We start from the raw sequence: 15123 nt of genomic DNA on the forward strand, positions 1-15123 counted from the left end.
GCCTGAAAGGAAAGTTTCACCGCGCAAGGCAAGCCCCGAAAGATACTTTCAGGTGGAGGCCTCACGATGACCAACGGCGCGGCGGACGGACGGGCGGGCGGGCCTACCCGTCGCCAACTGGGTGTGCACACACTGGCCTTGGGCGGGGCGCTGGCCCTCGCCTCCCTCCCCGCCGCGACGCGGGCCGTAGCGGCACCGGCCCGGTCCGGTGGTGCCCCGACCCTGCGTCACGGCTCACCGGAGCGCGCCGGACTGCTCGCCGCGCACCTCGACCAACTGGTCACGGACGCACGGGCGTTCCTCGGCCCCTCGCCCAAACACCCGTGGTACGCGGGCGCCGTGCTGCTCGCCGGCCGCGGCGGCACGGTCGCCCTGCACCAGCCCATCGGGATGGCGGTGCGCTACTCGGCGTATGACGAGAAGACCGACACGGGTGTGGAGTTCCCCGCCGACCAGCAGATCGCCATGGCCGAGGACACCGTCTTCGACCTGGCATCGGTGTCCAAGCTCTTCACCTCCCTGCTCGCCGTGCAGCAGATGGAACGCGGCGCGCTGGAGCTGGAGGCGACCGTCGCCTCGTACCTCCCGGAGTTCGGGGCGGCGGGCAAGCAGGACATCACCATCCGCCAACTCCTCACGCACACCTCGGGTTTCCGCGCCTGGATCCCGCTGTACAACGCGCCGACGTACGAGGAGAAGCTGCGGCTCCTGTGGAACGAGGCGCCCCTGAACTCGCCCGGCACGACGTACCTCTACTCGGACCTGAACCTGATCTCCCTACAGCTGGTCCTGGAGCGGATCACCGGCCGCAAGCTGGACGTGCTGCTCCGCGAGGAGATCACCGGACCGCTCGGGTTGGGCCGCACCCGCTACAACCCGCCCGCCTCCTGGAAGCCGAAGATCGCGGCGACGGAGGACGCGCGACGGCCCTGGTCGGGGCTGGACCGGGGGCTGGTCTGGGGCGAGGTGCACGACGAGAACGCCTACAGCCTGGGCGGAGTCGCGGGCCACGCCGGGGTGTTCTCGTGCGCGTGGGACCTCGCGGTCCTCGGCCGCGCCCTGCTCAACCGCGGCGTCTACGGCCGCGCCCGCATCCTGAAGCCCGAGTCGGTGGACCTGCTGTTCACCGACTTCAACACGGACTTCCCGGGCCACAACCACGGTCTCGGTTTCGAGCTCTACCAGCACTGGTACATGGGCGCGATGGCCACCCCGCGCACCGCCGGCCACACGGGCTTCACCGGGACCTGTCTCGTCCTCGACCCGACGACCGACTCCTTCCTCGTCGTGCTCGGCAACTCGGTCCATCCGGTGCGTAGTTGGCGCTCGGGCTCGGCTCCGCGGGTGGCCGCGGGCAACAACATGGCGCGGGCCGTGTCGGTGCGCCCGGCGCACGGGCGTACGGCCTGGTTCTCGGGCATGGCGAGCGCCACGACGGCGACGCTCGCCCTCCCGGCGCTCGACACCTCCGGCGGCGACGCGCGGCTGCGGTGCGCGCTGTGGTGGGACACCGAGCCGCAGGCGGACACCCTGGTCCTGGAGTCCACGGCGGACGGCGGCACCAGCTGGCAGCCCGTGCCGTTCACGACAAGCCGCCACGGCGAGGACCCGGAGACCCACCCGTCCGGATCGGCCACGGGCTGGTCGGGCCGCGTCTGGCACCGGCTCACCGCGGACCTCCCGGCCGACCGGCAGGTCTCCCTGCGCTGGCGGTACACCACCGACCGGCTGTACGTCGGGCGCGGCGCGTACGTCGACGCCCTGCGCGTCGAGGCGGGCGACACCGTGCTCTTCGACGGTGCACGTCCGGCGGACGCGGCACGTGTCGTGGCGGCGGGCTGGGAGCAGTCGGCCGACTGAGGCCGGGGACGGAGCGGAGGGCGGCGGGCCGGTGCGGGCCGCCGCCCTCGGGAGATCCGTCGCCCTCCGGAGATCCGTCGCCCTCCGCGGGTCCGCCGAGTGATCAGTCCTGTTCCAGCACCGCCATGGCCGCGTTGTGTCCGGGAACTCCGCTGACCCCTCCCCCGCGCACGGCGCCCGCCCCGCACAGCAGGACGCCTGCGTGCCGGGTCTCGACGCCCCAGCGGCCGGCCCCGCCGTGGGCGTAGGGCCAGGCGAGTTCGCGGTGGAAGATGTTGCCGCCGGGCAGCCGCAGGTCGCGCTCCAGGTCCAGTGGGGACTTCGCCTCGATGCAGGGGCGGCCGTCCGCGTCGGTGGCGAGGCAGTCGGCGAGGGGCTCGTCGAGGTGGGCGTCGAACTGGGCGAGGGTCGACTTCAGGAGTTCGTCACGTACCGCGTCGTGGTCCACCCCGTCCCCGCCGAAGAGCCGGGCGGGCGTGTGCAGTCCGAAGAGGGTGAGGGTCTGGTAGCCGCGCTCGACCAGCTCCGGCCCGAGGATCGTGGGATCGGTGAGGGAGTGGCAGTAGATCTCGGAGGGCGGCGCGCTGGGGAGCTCACCGGCGGCGGCCTGGGCGTGGGCGGCGGCCAACTGCTCGTATCCCTCGGCGATGTGGAAGGTGCCGGCGAACGCCTCGCGCGGGTCGACGGAGGTGTCGCGCAGCCTCGGCAGCCGCTTGAGCAGCATGTTGACCTTGAGCTGGGCGCCCTCGGCGGGCGTCGGGGCCGCGTCGCCGGTGAGGGCGGCGAGGGCCTGCGGCGAGGCGTTCACCAGGACGTGCCGGGCCGCGGCGACACCCTCGCCGTCAGCGGTCCGGTAGGTCACCTCTGCGGTCCGTCCGTCGGTGTCGATGCGTATGGCCTCGTGTCCGGTGACGATCACCGCGCCCGCGGCGCGCGCGGCGTCGGCGAGCGCGTCGGTGAGGGCGCCCATGCCGCCGACCGGTACGTCCCAGGCGCCGGTGCCGCCGCCGATGACGTGGTAGAGGAAGCAGCGGTTCTGCCGCAGGGAGGTGTCGTGGGCGTCGGCGAAGGTGCCGATGAGCGCGTCGGTGAGGACGACGCCGCGCACCAGGTCGTCGGTGAAGTTCTCCTCGACCGTGACGCCGATGGGCTCCTCGAACAGCGCCCGCCAGGCGTCCTCGTCGTCGACGCGGCGGCGCAGCTCGTCCTGGCTGGGCAGCGGCTCGGTCAGGGTCGGGAAGACGCGCTGGGCGACCCGCTCGGTCATCCCGTAGAACCGTTCCCAGGCGGCGTACTCCCGCTCGCCTCCGGTGAGCTTGGCGAAGGCCTCGCGGGTGCGCTGTTCGCCGCCGCCGACGAGGAGTCCGGTCGGGCGCCCGTCCCGTTCGACGGGGGTGTACGAGGAGATGGTGCGGCCGCGGACCTGGAAGTCGAGGCCGAGGTCCCGCACGATCTTCGGGGGCAGCAGGCTGACCAGGTAGGAGTAGCGCGACAGGCGGGCGTCCACGCCGGCGAACGGCCGGGTCGAGACGGCGGCGCCGCCGGTGTGCTCCAGCCGCTCCAGCACCAGCACGGACTTGCCGGCCCGGGCCAGATAGGCGGCGGCGACCAGGCCGTTGTGGCCACCGCCGACGATGACGGCGTCGTACGTACGGTGCGTCGCGAGTCCCGTTGGGAGTCCCGTTGCGAGTCCCTCGTATGCAGGCATGGCTATTCGTAGCACGCGATGATCTAGGCCGACCAGAGGCGGCGGGGCGATCGGCCGGGGGGGGCGGCTTGCGGACGCGTACGGGCGCCGTGACTCGACTCAGGTACGCGTGTACAGCGATGTGACTCGGCTCAGGTACGCGTACAGCGCTGTGACTCGGCTCAGGTCAGTGTCGCCATGAAGTCGGTGCAGGCGCGGGCGCACGCGCGGCACGCCGCCGCGCCCTTCTCGGCGCCCGGCCGTCCGTCGAAGGCGACGGCGCACTCGAGGCACACGGTCCGGCACCACTCCAGCTGGACCCGGATACCGCTCTCGTCCTGGCACCCCTGCTCGGACAGGAGCTGGGAGGTGGCGTCGCACACCTCCGCGCACATGATGCCCTGACGCCGTACGCGATCCTGCTCGTCCGTCCCGTCCGGATCCAGGGCACTCGCCCGCAGCGCACACGCCCGCGCACACTCCGCGCACGCCTGGGCGCATGCGAAGCGGTCCTCCAGAAACCGGTAGAGGTCCTCCTGGGAGGTCGTCCCTGTCACACGGTGCGGGTAGCCGGAGCGAATCGAATCAAACACGGTGCGCTGCTCGCCGAATGTCCAGCACCGGTCACCGAACGTGCCCTGTTCATCCGCTTATGGATGGGGTACCCCTGTGCTATGAGTACCGAATCGATGCAATTGGCCGCGTCGAGCGGCTTGCTCAGCCTTGTGCTCTTCCTGGTGGCCGTGGTGGTCCTGGCCCTCCTCGCCGGAAGCTTCTGGCTGGGCTCCCGGGTCAAATACCGTGAGCCCCCCAGGCCCCGCCCCGAAGAGCAGCCCCATCTGCCTCCTGAGGGCGCCGTCCACGAGATCCGCGAGAACCGGGAGTCGGAGGAGGTCCCCCAGACCCCCAAGGGCGGCCGCCCGCTCACCCCGTACGAGCTCAGCAACATGCAGACCCGCCCCAGCGCGTCCAAGGACCGGCCACGCTGGAGCCGGGGCAAGAGCGGGTCGTTCGGCGGAGGCGGCCTGGGCGGTCACTGACGACGCCGCCCGGATGAGCCGGGGACTCAGCCCCTCCTCAGCCTCAGCCTGCGCCCGCTTCGCCGAGGCCGGCATCACGACGCCCGTCGAGGCGACCGATGTGGGCCACGTTCCGCCGGTCCTCGTCGTCCTCGCTCGGCGTGGCCGCGAACCAGGTGTCGAGGATCTCCTTGAGCACCGGCTCGGACGTCAGCCGCAGGCTCAGCGCCAGTACATTGGCGTCGTTCCAGCGGCGCGCGCCGTCCGCTGTGTACGCGTCCGTGCACAGCGCGGCCCGTACGCCCGGCACCTTGTTGGCGGCGATCGAGGCCCCCGTACCGGTCCAGCAGCACACGACGGCCTGCTCGGCGGCCCCCTCGGCCACGTCCCGGGCCGCCGCCTCGGAACACACCGCCCACTGCGGGTCATTCCCTGCCTGGAGCGCCCCGTACGCCCGCACCTCGTGCCCCCGCCGCCGCAGCTCGGCGACGAGGAGGCGGGCGACGGGTTCGTCCATGTCGGAGGAGACGGAGATGCGCATGGGGGGAGGGTAGCTCTTGGGTGGGCGGGGGCGGGGCGCGATACGAGGGGAAGACCGGTCGGGTCGGCGACATCGGTCCGCCACCCCGACCTGACCCGCCTGGCCGTGGGACGTTCCCTACCGTCAGCCCGCAGTCACCTCACCGCCCCCACCGTGCGAATCCCCATCCCGACCAGCACCGAGCCCGCCACTCGACTCACCCCCCGCCGAAACCGAGGCGTGTCGACAGCCGTGCGCGCGGCCGCGACGAACGTCGTCCAGGACAGCAGCCAGGCAAGAACGACGGCGACGTGCGCGGCCGCCAGGGTGGCGATCTGCGGTGCGACCGGCCGGGCAGTCATGAGGAACTGCGGTACGAGGGTGAGGTAGACCGACGCCGCCTTCGGGTTGAGGACGTTGGACCACAAACCCTGCCCGAAGCAGCCTAGTTGGGCCCACGGCAAGCGGCGGCGCACACGCCTCGCCTCCGAGACGCCTCGCCGCGCCGAGCGCCATGTGCTCACGCCCAACCAGACGAGATACACGCCGCCCAGCAACTTCACCACCGTCAACGCCTGAGCCGACGACATGACCAGGGCCGACAGGCCGACCACCGCGAACGTCGCGTGCACCAGGAGCCCGCACGCCGAGCCGAGCGCGACGAGCACGCCGTCGGAGCGTGAACCGGCGATCACCTGCTGCGTGACGAGGGTCAAGCTCGTGCCGGGAACCAGCGTGAGGGGTGTTACCGCGGCCACGAAGCCGAGTACCTGATGCCACTCCACACGACGACCCTAGGCAATGCGGGCGCCCTCGACTACCCACGCCCCGCTGCGCCTTGGGTATCGCGCACGCTCCCCCGCGACCTCGCGCGCACCACACACGCACATCCTGCACCACTGCCCGACAAGTGAACACCTCACCCCCAAAACGTCGCTCCAACCTCCCCGAACATGTGACGCAGTGATCATTTTCTGGCCGCATTCCCCAAGATGATCTTGGGCATGCATCGAGCGCATCCCACCAGGTTCGATCAGGAGTCGCACCACACGTGAACACCCCCCATCGGGCAGCCATCCCCACCGCCACCGCCCCCGGCGGCCTTCCCCTGGTCGGCCACGGCCACCTGCTCGCCCGCAAGCCGCTGCCTTTCATCACCTCGCTGCGCGATCACGGCCGCGTGGTCCGTATCCGGATCGGGACCACCCCGGCCTACGTCGTCACCGACCCCAGCCTGACCCGCCGTGTCCTGGTGACCGACGCCGCGCACTACACCAAGGGCGGGAAGATCATCGACGCGCTGCGCGTCTTCTTCGGTGACGGCCTGGCCACCGTCGCCGACGGCGCGACCCACCGGCGCAACCGCCGCCTGATGCAGCCGATGTTCAACAAGGTGCACATCGCCCGCCGCGGCGACGCCATGATCGAGCAGGTGCGCGCGATGGTCACCGCGTGGCCGGCGAACCGTCCGCGCGACGTGTACGCGGACATGAACGAACTCACCCTGTCCGCCTTCCTCGTGGCCCTGTTCGGCGCGGACCTGCCGAAGCACCTGGAGGGCGAATTCACCGCGCTCATGCCCGAGATCATGAAGGGGACGATCCGGCAGACGATCCTCCCGAACTGGATCACGCGCCTCCCGTTGCCCGCCAACCGCGCCCATGCCGCCCGCGTGGCCCGCCTGCGTGCCCTCATCGACGAGGCGATCGACCACCGCGCCAACCGGCCCGACCGCTCCACGAAGGCGAAGGCGACGGCGAAGACCAAGGCGGTGGCGATGGCGGGCGCGGCCGCCGACGGCGGTGGCGGCGGCAAGCGCGCCATGGGATGCCCGCACGCGGCCGCCGCGCGCGAGGAGGAGGGGCTGTTCTCCACCCTGCTGAACGCCAAGGATCCGCTCACCCGTCAGCAGCTCCAGGACGAGGCGATCACCCTGCTGACCGGCGCGATCGAGACCACCGGCACGACGCTGGCCTGGACGCTGTACGAGATCTACCGCAACCCCGAGATCGGACGGCGGCTGCGCAAGGAGCTCGCCGCCGTGTGCGGTGACCGGCCGCTGCGGTACGAGGACCTCGACCAACTGCCCTACGCCCGCAGGGTTCTGCAGGAAGCCATCCGCAAGTACGGGCCGGCCTGGATGGTCACCCGCACCGCCGCCCGTGACATGAACCTGGGCGGCCACGCCATTCCCCAGGGCGCGGACGTCGTGTGGAGCCCCTACCTGCACCAGCACGACCCCGACTACTTCCCGGCCCCGGACACCTTCGACCCGGACCGGTGGGAGACGGATCGCACCCCGACCACACGGGATTCGTTCTTCGCCTTCGGCGACGGAAGCCGCAAGTGCATCGGTGAGAACTTCGCCTGGTCGGAGCTGCAGATCATCCTGGGGACCATTTTGCAGAACTGGCCCAGAATCCAGCTCACTTCACAACTCCCGCGCCCGCAGGCGGTCGTCACCGTCAAGCCCGACACCCTGACGATGACGTTCCACCGCTTCTGAGCGAGAGCGAGATCGGGGACCGGACCGGCGCCGACGCTCCGCCTCCGGTCCCCACTTTCGGGACATCGGCGCCGCTATCGCCGGACCGGTGCCCCGAAGCGATAACTCAGTGGCGCCCTTGGGCCGTCACGCCCGACCATGCAACGCATGACTGACGAACCCGCGCGCTGGACCCAGGCAACCGTCTACCCCGACATGTGGGTGGATCCCGACGACGACCCCCGCGACAGCGAGGGTCCCGGTCCGGACGGCGAGCTCGCAACCCTGCAGGACTACCTGACGAACTACCGCATCACGCTGCGGATGAAGTGCGAGGGTCTGGACGCGGAGCAGCTGGCCCGCCGGTCGGTTCCGCCGTCGACGATGTCGCTGCTCGGCCTGATCCGGCACCTCGCCGAGGTGGAGCGGGACTGGCGCAACTGGATCACCGACGGCGACCCGCTGCCGAAGCTGTACGGCAGGCGGGACGCGGACTTCGACGACGCGGTCGCCGACCCGGCCGTCGTCGAGGCGTCGTACGCCGATCTGGAGCGCGAGCAGGGCGCGACCGACGTCGCGCTGGCCGCGTACCCGGACCTGGGCCAGCGCGTGGGCAAGGACGGGCTGGCGATCCGGGAGCTGCTGGTGCACCGAGTCGAGGAGTACGCCCGCCACTGCGGCCACGCCGACCTGCTGCGCGAGTGCGTGGACGGCCGGGTGGGTCAGTGAACGGGCCGGCGTTCAGGGCTCGAGGCCGAGCTTCTGGAGGATGTTGGCGCGGTGGCGCTCGACGGTCTTGGGGCTGATGACGAGAAGGTCGCCGATCTCCTTCGAGGTCATCAGGACGCACAAACGGGCTCGGATGCAGGCGAGTTCGCGGGCGGCCTGGTGGCCGGTGGTGCGGGCATCGCGATGTCGAGGACGGCGAGGTTCAGGCCGGCATCCGCGCGCGCGGCGGCGAAGGCCTCGGCGCCGTCGCCCGCCTGGGCCACGACCTCCAGGTCGGGTTCGGCATCCAGAACGAGGCGTACGCCGCGCCGGACGAGCGCGTGGTCGTCGACGAGCCCGCTCGCGAGGGCGTACGTCCTTCTCCTCGTCGTCCGCTCACCGCCCGCCATACCGAGCCCGTCGCGACGTGGATGAGCGGCCGCCGGGCGAGCCGTACCCTGGCCGGCCGCGCCACCGGCCGTACACCGTGAGCCGGAACGCGCTGCCGCTCCACCGGATGCGGTCCGCCGCGTACGTCCTCCATGGCTCGGCCCATGTGCAGTGGGCCAGTTCCGTGTCCCCTGGCCTGCGGGGCGACATGTCCGCGCGGATCGGGGGCAGGCGCACAGTTCCGGGACGCTGCATCCACGCGGTCCGGCCGAGACGATGACGGAGGTGTCCGCCGCCATGAGCAGGAAGGTGCTGGAGCGATTCCCCGCAGGCTCTCCCCGGGGGTCATGGCCGGCGGAGGAGTACGCGGCCGCCCGCCGGGCGCAGGGCGTGGCCGCCACGGTGGTCATGGACCTACTCTCCGACGCCTTCCTCGTCGTGGTCGCGGACCGGGACGACGACTGACCCGACCGCCGTCAACTCTGACGGCTCGTCGCCTCACGGAGCAACAACTCGAGCATGACGCCGAGTTGTACGCCCCGACGGAGGCCTGCGATACCAACGCGGCCCCTCTCCTGTCGCGGCCGCCATTCATGGGATTGGGGGAAGGACTCCCAGACGGCCCTGCGCCACCGCATTCCCAACCGGATCACGCCGGCCAGGGTGATGATCCAGAGGAACACGAAGATCCAGACCAGAACTGGGGCTCGAGAAGGCCACGGCGAGGCCCAGCAGCGTGAGGGCGATCGCACCGAGGCCGAGCACGGCCAACACGAGCGTGTGCCGCCCCTCGTGGCGGGCCACGGAGGGCGGGAGGCGCAGGGCGCGCATCAGCCGAGGGCGTCGCCGGGACCGCGTCATGTCGCCGCCCAGCGTCTCCTCCATCTGCGCCAGGACACGCAACTCCCTCGGCGTGAGGTGGACCCCGTTCATCGCGCGCACCTCCTCTCAGCCCATTCCGACCACTGGTCGCTGCGGCTCGCCACCGCACCCTCCCCCACCAGTGCCCACCACGGCACCGCGGACTGCAGCGCGGCACGCTCGCGCGTCAGGCGAACCAGCGGTACCAGATGGGTGCGCTTGTACCTTCGTCCCAGCTCTGGTAGGCGGCACGGCGCTGTTCAGGCGTCGTCAGCGACTCCTCGTGGGCGAGCCAGTCGAGGTACCACTCCGCAAAAGTCGCGGCTTGGCGGTCGTCGTTCAACAGCGGGTTCAGGCGATCGCACGTCGCACGTCCGTCGAACCACATGGTTCCTCGCATGGGCCCGCTGACCACCAGAAGCGTGTAGAAGCCGCAGCCATCGTCGCAGAGAAAAATGGCCCCGGTAGCCCGAGCGTCTTCAGCCGCATCCGCGGCCTCTCGCCAAGCATCGTAGTCAGCTTGGTAAGCCGTGTCGGAGACGTAGTCCTCCCGCTTCGGCTCGTTCTCCCAGACAACTTCGCTCGCCGCGAGCGCGGAGTCATGGTCGGGGAAGGGGACGACGAAGATCACGATCTACGGCTGAAGTACCAGGCGGCCAGAGCGCTACGGCACAGCCGACGGCGTTGCCCGCACCGTGCTGCCCGCCGGGGTCAGTTTCCCGTGCGCGTAGCGCCAGTTGCTCTCGGCCTCTCCCGACGGGCAGCAGTTGGGGTCCGCCGACCCGTAGAAGTGCTCGGTGCCGCTGATGTTGCCGTGGCTGATCTTCTCGGCACGGAGCGAGTTCGGAATTTCGCCGCGGCGGGGCTGCTGGCTCAGGAGGGTGCCGATGAGGCGGAGTTGGCCGGTGGCGCCGTCGAACACCATGACGCCCATGGCCTGTTGGCCCGCGGCCGTCGAGTCGTGGTTGGCGCAGATCACCGGCAGCGCGGCCTCCCAGCGGCCGTCGCCGGTCAGGTCACCGTAGACCACTTCGCGGGTGAAGGCGCTGACGTCCTGGGGCATGTTCGCCTCGGGTCCGTCGAAGGTCGAGGACACGTCGGTCGCCGTACCGTCCCGCAGTTTGATGGAGCCCTGGTGGCGGCACAGGCCGCCGGGGATCGTCGCGTTGCGCCAGTCGAGGACTTCCAAGTCGAGCGGCTTGTTTCCCGGTCCCGAGCGCGCAGAACCGGCATCGTCGCGCGTCGACGCGCTGTCGTCAGCCCCGTACAGCCACCACGCCCCACCGGCGAGCAGCGCGGTCACCGTGACGAGGGCCGCGGCGAGCAGTGGGCCGCGGCGCTCGGATCCGTTCGCCATGGGGTCGCCGCCCTCACCGCGCCGAGGAGGACGGCGGTGGCGGAGGAAGGGGCATCCCGCTCACGTCCCGCCCCGCCTGAATCACATGACCGTGGACGGTGCTGCCGTGGACGCTGTTCAGCACGTCGGGATCGGCCTCGACCGCCGTGCTCGCTTCGTCCGCCCACTCCCGCAGCCCCTGGCGGAACCCCGCGTCCATCGCGGCCCGTACGGCCAGGGTGGTGCTCAGCGCGTGGGCGTGGTCGGTGTTGGCGGGGTCGTCGCCCAGAGCCCTCAGTTCGACCTCGCCGGTACTCGTCGCGGAGCCGTCCGGCAACGCCGGGGCGGGGCGCCGTACCAGAGCCGACAGTCCGGCCCACGCCTGGCGGCCGATCTCACCGCCCGCACCGCCGGCGAGAGCCACCAGCAGTCCCACGGACACAGGATCCATGCGAACACCCCCTGAATCGACTCGGTCACCCCTAGTGGACATCGTATGGCGCGTTCTGGTTCCATCGGTGCGAAACGGGGGTTTCGGGGGGCGGGCGATGGCTCATCAGGCGGATCAGGCCGAAAGCCGGGACGGCAGACGCCGCGACGCAGCGGCGGCACAGGACCGGGTCGGCACGCGGCGCAACGTGATCGACGACTCCGAGATCCATGGACCGGTCGCCCAGGGCGGCAACGACGTCACCCAGATCGGCAACATCGTCCTTCTGGTCCGCAACGGCTTACGAAGAGCCGAGGCCGTCTGGGTCGTCTGCGCGGCACTGTTCACCGTCCTCGCGATCGTCGGCGGCCTGCTGGTGACGCACGCGTTCGACGACGACCGTCCCGCGACCGGCGACGCCCGGTCCGCACCGGCCAGACCGCTGGCCGACGCCGACACCACCGCCTGGGACTGCAGGGAGTCGGCCGTCGTCCCGGGAATGAAGTTGCCGGCGCAGGGCATGGCACCGCTGCCGTCCTTTCCCCGCGGCGGGATCCGTGCGTCCGGCAGCAGCATCAGCATCGTCCTCCAGGGCACCAGCAGCGAGGAGTTGCTCCTCACCGGCGCACGAGCGGAGATCGTCGCCCGGCACCGGCCGGCACACGGCGTCCACGTGCTCAACCCCTGCGGCTCCGACACGCGCAGACGAATCTTCACCGTCGATCTCGACCAGAAAGCTCCCGCGCTCAAGGCGATCCCGGACCAGAGCACCGAGCAGACCGCACACGAGTTCCGATCCTGGCCCTACGCCATCAAGCAGGGCGACGCGGAGTACTTCGTCGTCCTCCCTCAATCCTCCAAGTTCGACACGGAGTTCCGTCTCGTCCTCTTCTGGAGCAGCGGTGGCCACAAGGGCCGGCTGACGGTGCCCGACCACGGCAGTAAGCCCTTCCGCATCACCGCCACCTCCGCGGCCACGCCCACGTGCGTCACCGTCCGCGAGGGGAGCGGGTACTGGCTTATGCCCGGCGACTCCAAGACCTGCTCCGAGGACGCCGGATGAAGAGCCTGTCACTCGCGCCCGCGTACGCGTCCACGCGCCACAGCCGATGGCGCTTCGCCGGGCTGTCCGTCCTGCTCCTGGCCTGCACCACGATGTGCCAACACGCCTCCGGTGACGGCGGCTCCGACGACAGCCCGCCGCCGTCCTCCGTCCAGTGGAGCATGGTGCCGAGGGCCCAACTCCCGGCCGCCTTCCTCGACTTCCAGCCCCGTCAAGTGCTGGCTACACAGGACGAGTTCGTCGTCTCCGGGCTGTCGGAGAGCCGGGGGGTCACTGTGTACGGCTCGAAGGACGGAAGCTCCTGGTACCGGGCGCAGCCCAAGGAGGGGATTCCCGAGTATCTGGCCGCCCGCGAGGACCGGTTGACCCTGGCGGGCACGTGGAGCAATGGCGGCAACCTGGTGCCGGCCGTGTGGCGGACGAAGGACGCCCGCCACTGGAAGCGGCCGGAGATCCTGCCGGGCGGTGTCGCCTCGGACCAGGTCCTCGCCGTGTCGGACGGCCCGGAAGGCACGGTCGTGGTGACGCACGACGGCGGCCCCTTCTCCGAAAGCGGTACGAGCACCGACGCCTCAGCCTACCGGGGGGAGTCGCTCCGGCTGTGGACGGCGCGCCCGGACGGCCCCTTCGGCCAGCCGCGCGACGTACCCTGCCCGGCCTACCCGACCCACGAACCGCAGGTGTCCGCCGTGGCCGACGCAGCCGGTTTCGTGGTGACGGCGGCCTGCACCAACGAATCCCCGTACACCAAGCGGCTCGTCGTCATCTCGCGCGACGGAACTCACTGGAGCGGCGGGCCCACCCAGTTCAAGCAGCAGACGTCCGTGACGAGCGCGTCCGGCGAACAGGGAAGCGTCCTGGTGACGCGTACGGAGGGCAGCCAGGCCGGTCCCGATGAGTTCATGTCCGCGTTGTGGAGCCGTACGAAGGGGGCCGACGCATGGACACGCGGCCGTCCGCTCGACGTCGGACGCGTCCCCGACACCGGTGTGGCGCCCCGCGACGAACAGGCCCTCAACGCCGTGAGCGTCGTACCCGGCGGATTCGTCGCGGCGGGCCACTCCAGGGACCTGCACCTGGGTCCGGTTGGTGCGCTGTGGGCTTCGCCGGACGGACGGCAGTGGACCAAACAGCCCACGAAACGCAACCACTTCGACCAGGTCTTCGATCTGTACGGGGCAGCGGGTCTCCATGGCCGCTACATCCTGCTGGGGCGGGGCGAGCCCGAGAAGCGGGAGAACACCCGGCCCGGCGCCCGCTTGTGGCTCGGCCGCAGCGGCAGCCCGCCCACGTTCCAACAGGAAGCCGGCGTCGCCTCCTTCGCCCGCACCTGGACCTGGGGGCACGGTTCCCTGACCATCGACAGGAAGGGCCACTTCACTTATCGCTGGCGGCTCTTCCGCTACTGCGGCACCGATCCGGCGCCGTGCGACACCTCCACCGTCTGGGGCGGCAAGGCGACCGGCACCCTCAGCGCCACCGGGGACACCGGCACGCTGCGCGGCCGGCTCGACACCACGAACACTCCCAAGGACCGGTCGTACCGCAAGGGCGCGACGATCGAGGTGAAGCGGATGCCGTACAGCGCCGTCTCCGTACGCGTCGACGGCAAGGACCATGGCTTCTTCTGCGCCACGGGACCTGAGGACTCGCGCTGCCTCGCACCTGACGAGTAGGCGCGACGAGACACCCCCTAGGGCCGGCGGGGGCGACCCTGGACGGCCGTGGCTCGTGCGATGAGGTCGTGGATCAGGAACTGCCCGGGTTCACGGTTCTCTTTGAGGGGGTCGAGGTTGTCCGGGCCGAACCAACCGTAGGCCGAGTGCTTGGACCATTCCAGAACGGGATGGTCCAAGTCGCCTTCCACCTCGACGAGATAGTCCGCCTCGTGACGGACTCCAGCACCGTCGTCCCCGTCCCAGGTGGCAATGCCCAGAAACTGCCGCACACGGCGGAGGCGCCAGCCGGTCTCTTCCTCGATCTCGCGCGCGAGAGCCTTGAGGAGGGTCTCCTCCGGCTCGACATGACCGCCGACGATGTCCCACGTATCGGGGAAGAGGCGACGATGCGGGCCACGCTTCTGGGCGAAGGCTTCGCCATCGTCATTGAGGATGATCGCACCGACGGTCCAGAGCTCGCCGGGTGCGGGAAGGGGCAGTTCGACGTCGTGGTCAACACTGAACGGCTGGTTGTGTACGGGCATGGGCGACAGCGTAGGCGGGGCGGCCCGGACGCCCCGCTGCTGGAGGGATCGCCCTCCCCACGGGTGACCCGCCTGCGGGCAAACTGGGCATCGACCGCACCACGATGGTGGCCCTCGTGGACGCCTTGGAGGACAAGGAACTCGTCGAGCGGCGCCGCAGCCCCCAGGACGGCGCAAGAACATCGTCCAGCTGACGCCGGCCGGGCAAGAGTGCCTGCACCACGCCGAATTCGCCCGCCAGGAGATGGAACGCCGCTTCCTCGCGCCGCTCTCCAGCACGGACGCCACGCACTTGACCCGCGCCTTGCAGTCCCTCATCGGCGCCCGGACGAGCGCCCGCCAGGCGTCCGACTCGGCGTGACTGACGGTAGGTGACGGTGCCCCGCGTCCGCAGACCTCGGTCATGAGCAAGACGGGTCTACAGCCACTCACGAGTAAGACGGCGTGAGCCTCGGGTTGTTCGACGCGACGGCCGTGTTCGAAGCGAGCTCCGGCGCGGACGAGGGCGACGAGGGCGACCGCTTCGCGCCGTAGAGCTGCGCGACCGTCTTGAGGGCCGCC

Annotated in this window: 17 protein-coding genes and 1 pseudogene; 8 read left to right on the forward strand and 10 right to left on the reverse strand. The window is 70.8% G+C overall.

Features of this window, described 5'->3' with window-relative positions; genetic code table 11:
* Positions 1 to 66: 66 nt before the first annotated feature.
* A complete protein-coding gene (locus QFZ74_RS01480) occupies positions 67 to 1860 on the forward strand; it encodes a serine hydrolase (protein WP_307618949.1) in 1794 nt (597 codons plus the stop codon).
* 103 nt (positions 1861 to 1963) lie between these two features.
* Here QFZ74_RS01480 and QFZ74_RS01485 read toward each other — a convergent pair whose 3' ends face one another.
* Both QFZ74_RS01485 and QFZ74_RS01490 read right to left on the reverse strand, forming a co-directional pair.
* Complete coding sequence (locus QFZ74_RS01485) at positions 1964 to 3568, reverse strand: NAD(P)/FAD-dependent oxidoreductase (RefSeq protein WP_307618950.1); 1605 nt, start codon at positions 3566 to 3568, stop codon at positions 1964 to 1966.
* A gap of 161 nt (positions 3569 to 3729) precedes the next feature.
* Positions 3730 to 4104, reverse strand: coding sequence for a ferredoxin (locus QFZ74_RS01490; protein ID WP_307618951.1), 375 nt, complete (start codon positions 4102 to 4104; stop codon positions 3730 to 3732).
* A gap of 117 nt (positions 4105 to 4221) precedes the next feature.
* On the opposite strand from QFZ74_RS01490, the gene QFZ74_RS01495 reads away from it, so the two are divergent.
* Positions 4222 to 4587, forward strand: coding sequence for a DUF6479 family protein (locus QFZ74_RS01495; protein ID WP_307618952.1), 366 nt, complete (start codon positions 4222 to 4224; stop codon positions 4585 to 4587).
* Positions 4588 to 4630: 43 nt separating this feature from the next.
* On the opposite strand, the gene QFZ74_RS01500 is transcribed toward QFZ74_RS01495, so the two are convergent.
* Both QFZ74_RS01500 and QFZ74_RS01505 read right to left on the reverse strand, forming a co-directional pair.
* The gene (locus tag QFZ74_RS01500; protein WP_307618953.1) at positions 4631 to 5107 is read right to left on the reverse strand and encodes an RpiB/LacA/LacB family sugar-phosphate isomerase; all 477 of its coding nucleotides are present in this window, start codon (positions 5105 to 5107) and stop codon (positions 4631 to 4633) included.
* A 134-nt stretch (positions 5108 to 5241) separates the two neighbouring features.
* Complete coding sequence (locus tag QFZ74_RS01505; RefSeq protein ID WP_307618954.1) at positions 5242 to 5871, reverse strand: LysE family translocator; 630 nt, start codon at positions 5869 to 5871, stop codon at positions 5242 to 5244.
* 266 nt (positions 5872 to 6137) lie between these two features.
* Here QFZ74_RS01505 and QFZ74_RS01510 point away from each other — a divergent pair, with 266 nt between their 5' ends.
* Both QFZ74_RS01510 and QFZ74_RS01515 read left to right on the forward strand, forming a co-directional pair.
* Entirely contained in the window at positions 6138 to 7592 is a 1455-nt protein-coding gene (locus QFZ74_RS01510; protein WP_307618955.1) for a cytochrome P450, read from the forward strand.
* Positions 7593 to 7739: 147 nt separating this feature from the next.
* Positions 7740 to 8300: a DUF664 domain-containing protein gene (locus tag QFZ74_RS01515; protein ID WP_307618956.1), complete on the forward strand. Its 561-nt coding sequence runs from the start codon at positions 7740 to 7742 to the stop codon at positions 8298 to 8300.
* A 12-nt stretch (positions 8301 to 8312) separates the two neighbouring features.
* Here QFZ74_RS01515 and QFZ74_RS01520 read toward each other — a convergent pair.
* Positions 8313 to 8689: pseudogene (locus QFZ74_RS01520) on the reverse strand (response regulator transcription factor).
* A gap of 256 nt (positions 8690 to 8945) precedes the next feature.
* Between QFZ74_RS01520 and QFZ74_RS01525 the strand changes: the two are divergent.
* Positions 8946 to 9134, forward strand: a complete 189-nt coding sequence (locus QFZ74_RS01525) for a hypothetical protein (protein WP_307618957.1) — start codon at positions 8946 to 8948, stop codon at positions 9132 to 9134.
* Between the two features lie 126 nt (positions 9135 to 9260).
* Here the strand turns inward: QFZ74_RS01525 and QFZ74_RS01530 are convergent, their stop codons facing one another.
* From QFZ74_RS01530 to QFZ74_RS01545, 4 genes are all read right to left on the reverse strand, one after another.
* Positions 9261 to 9602: a hypothetical protein gene (locus QFZ74_RS01530; RefSeq protein ID WP_307618958.1), complete on the reverse strand. Its 342-nt coding sequence runs from the start codon at positions 9600 to 9602 to the stop codon at positions 9261 to 9263.
* A gap of 115 nt (positions 9603 to 9717) precedes the next feature.
* Positions 9718 to 10161 carry a hypothetical protein gene (locus QFZ74_RS01535; RefSeq protein WP_307618959.1) on the reverse strand — a complete coding sequence of 148 codons (444 nt, stop codon included), beginning with the start codon at positions 10159 to 10161 and terminating at the stop codon, positions 9718 to 9720.
* 33 nt (positions 10162 to 10194) lie between these two features.
* On the reverse strand, positions 10195 to 10887 hold the full coding sequence (locus QFZ74_RS01540) for a hypothetical protein (protein WP_307618960.1): 693 nt from the start codon (positions 10885 to 10887) through the stop codon (positions 10195 to 10197).
* A 13-nt stretch (positions 10888 to 10900) separates the two neighbouring features.
* Entirely contained in the window at positions 10901 to 11317 is a 417-nt protein-coding gene (locus tag QFZ74_RS01545) for a hypothetical protein (protein WP_307618961.1), read from the reverse strand.
* 97 nt (positions 11318 to 11414) lie between these two features.
* On the opposite strand from QFZ74_RS01545, the gene QFZ74_RS01550 reads away from it, so the two are divergent.
* Positions 11415 to 12359, forward strand: coding sequence for a hypothetical protein (locus tag QFZ74_RS01550; RefSeq protein ID WP_307618962.1), 945 nt, complete (start codon positions 11415 to 11417; stop codon positions 12357 to 12359).
* The gene (locus QFZ74_RS01555; protein ID WP_307618963.1) at positions 12356 to 14035 is read left to right on the forward strand and encodes a hypothetical protein; all 1680 of its coding nucleotides are present in this window, start codon (positions 12356 to 12358) and stop codon (positions 14033 to 14035) included. The genes QFZ74_RS01550 and QFZ74_RS01555 overlap by 4 nt, the downstream gene beginning before the upstream one ends.
* 17 nt (positions 14036 to 14052) lie before the next feature.
* Here the strand turns inward: QFZ74_RS01555 and QFZ74_RS01560 are convergent, their stop codons facing one another.
* Positions 14053 to 14562: an NUDIX hydrolase gene (locus QFZ74_RS01560; protein WP_307618964.1), complete on the reverse strand. Its 510-nt coding sequence runs from the start codon at positions 14560 to 14562 to the stop codon at positions 14053 to 14055.
* Between the two features lie 104 nt (positions 14563 to 14666).
* On the opposite strand from QFZ74_RS01560, the gene QFZ74_RS01565 reads away from it, so the two are divergent.
* The gene (locus QFZ74_RS01565; RefSeq protein ID WP_307618965.1) at positions 14667 to 14756 is read left to right on the forward strand and encodes a hypothetical protein; all 90 of its coding nucleotides are present in this window, start codon (positions 14667 to 14669) and stop codon (positions 14754 to 14756) included.
* Positions 14757 to 15123: the final 367 nt, after the last annotated feature.

The organism is Streptomyces sp. V3I7 (genome assembly GCF_030817495.1).
Lineage (GTDB): Bacteria > Actinomycetota > Actinomycetes > Streptomycetales > Streptomycetaceae > Streptomyces.

What these genes read in the sequence shown, in the direction of transcription:
- QFZ74_RS01480 (WP_307618949.1), top strand. Translation starts at nt 67, where the DNA reads ATGACCAACGGCGCGGCGGACGGACGGGCGGGCGGGCCTACCCGTCGC.
- QFZ74_RS01485 (WP_307618950.1), bottom strand. Translation starts at nt 3,568, where the DNA reads ATGCCTGCATACGAGGGACTCGCAACGGGACTCCCAACGGGACTCGCG.
- QFZ74_RS01495 (WP_307618952.1), top strand. Translation starts at nt 4,222, where the DNA reads ATGAGTACCGAATCGATGCAATTGGCCGCGTCGAGCGGCTTGCTCAGC.
- QFZ74_RS01500 (WP_307618953.1), bottom strand. Translation starts at nt 5,107, where the DNA reads ATGCGCATCTCCGTCTCCTCCGACATGGACGAACCCGTCGCCCGCCTC.
- QFZ74_RS01515 (WP_307618956.1), top strand. Translation starts at nt 7,740, where the DNA reads ATGACTGACGAACCCGCGCGCTGGACCCAGGCAACCGTCTACCCCGAC.
- QFZ74_RS01525 (WP_307618957.1), top strand. Translation starts at nt 8,946, where the DNA reads ATGACGGAGGTGTCCGCCGCCATGAGCAGGAAGGTGCTGGAGCGATTC.
- QFZ74_RS01530 (WP_307618958.1), bottom strand. Translation starts at nt 9,602, where the DNA reads ATGAACGGGGTCCACCTCACGCCGAGGGAGTTGCGTGTCCTGGCGCAG.
- QFZ74_RS01540 (WP_307618960.1), bottom strand. Translation starts at nt 10,887, where the DNA reads ATGGCGAACGGATCCGAGCGCCGCGGCCCACTGCTCGCCGCGGCCCTC.
- QFZ74_RS01545 (WP_307618961.1), bottom strand. Translation starts at nt 11,317, where the DNA reads ATGGATCCTGTGTCCGTGGGACTGCTGGTGGCTCTCGCCGGCGGTGCG.
- QFZ74_RS01550 (WP_307618962.1), top strand. Translation starts at nt 11,415, where the DNA reads ATGGCTCATCAGGCGGATCAGGCCGAAAGCCGGGACGGCAGACGCCGC.
- QFZ74_RS01555 (WP_307618963.1), top strand. Translation starts at nt 12,356, where the DNA reads ATGAAGAGCCTGTCACTCGCGCCCGCGTACGCGTCCACGCGCCACAGC.
- QFZ74_RS01560 (WP_307618964.1), bottom strand. Translation starts at nt 14,562, where the DNA reads ATGCCCGTACACAACCAGCCGTTCAGTGTTGACCACGACGTCGAACTG.
- QFZ74_RS01565 (WP_307618965.1), top strand. Translation starts at nt 14,667, where the DNA reads ATGGTGGCCCTCGTGGACGCCTTGGAGGACAAGGAACTCGTCGAGCGG.